This is a genomic window from Psychrobacter sp. TB55-MNA-CIBAN-0194, assembly GCF_040309505.1.
GTDB lineage: Bacteria > Pseudomonadota > Gammaproteobacteria > Pseudomonadales > Moraxellaceae > Psychrobacter > Psychrobacter fozii.
In genome coordinates, this window is sequence record NZ_JBEOOW010000633.1 from 1 (window position 1) to 247 (window position 247).

A 247-nucleotide genomic window follows, 5' to 3' on the forward strand; every position below is an offset into this window, starting at 1 on the left:
GTATCAACCATTCAGAATACGATCGTGATAAAATATTGATTTCTGTCTGCCCTGAAAACAACCAAATTTGGTATTGGCTAATACCTTTTAGCGATGGCAGAGCATCCGTTGGCGTTATCTTACCAAGAGAAATTTACGAACAAAATCAAATAAGTAATCACGACTTATTACATCAGTACATTTCAAAAACAACAACCATGAATGCATTCCTTGAAAAGGCAAAATTTGACACCGATGTGAGAAAAAT

1 pseudogene is annotated in these 247 nt (G+C 34.8%); it reads left to right on the forward strand.

From position 1 onward, the window contains the following. Window positions 1–247: pseudogene (locus AAEY75_RS16540) on the forward strand (FAD-dependent oxidoreductase); the annotation flags it as partial.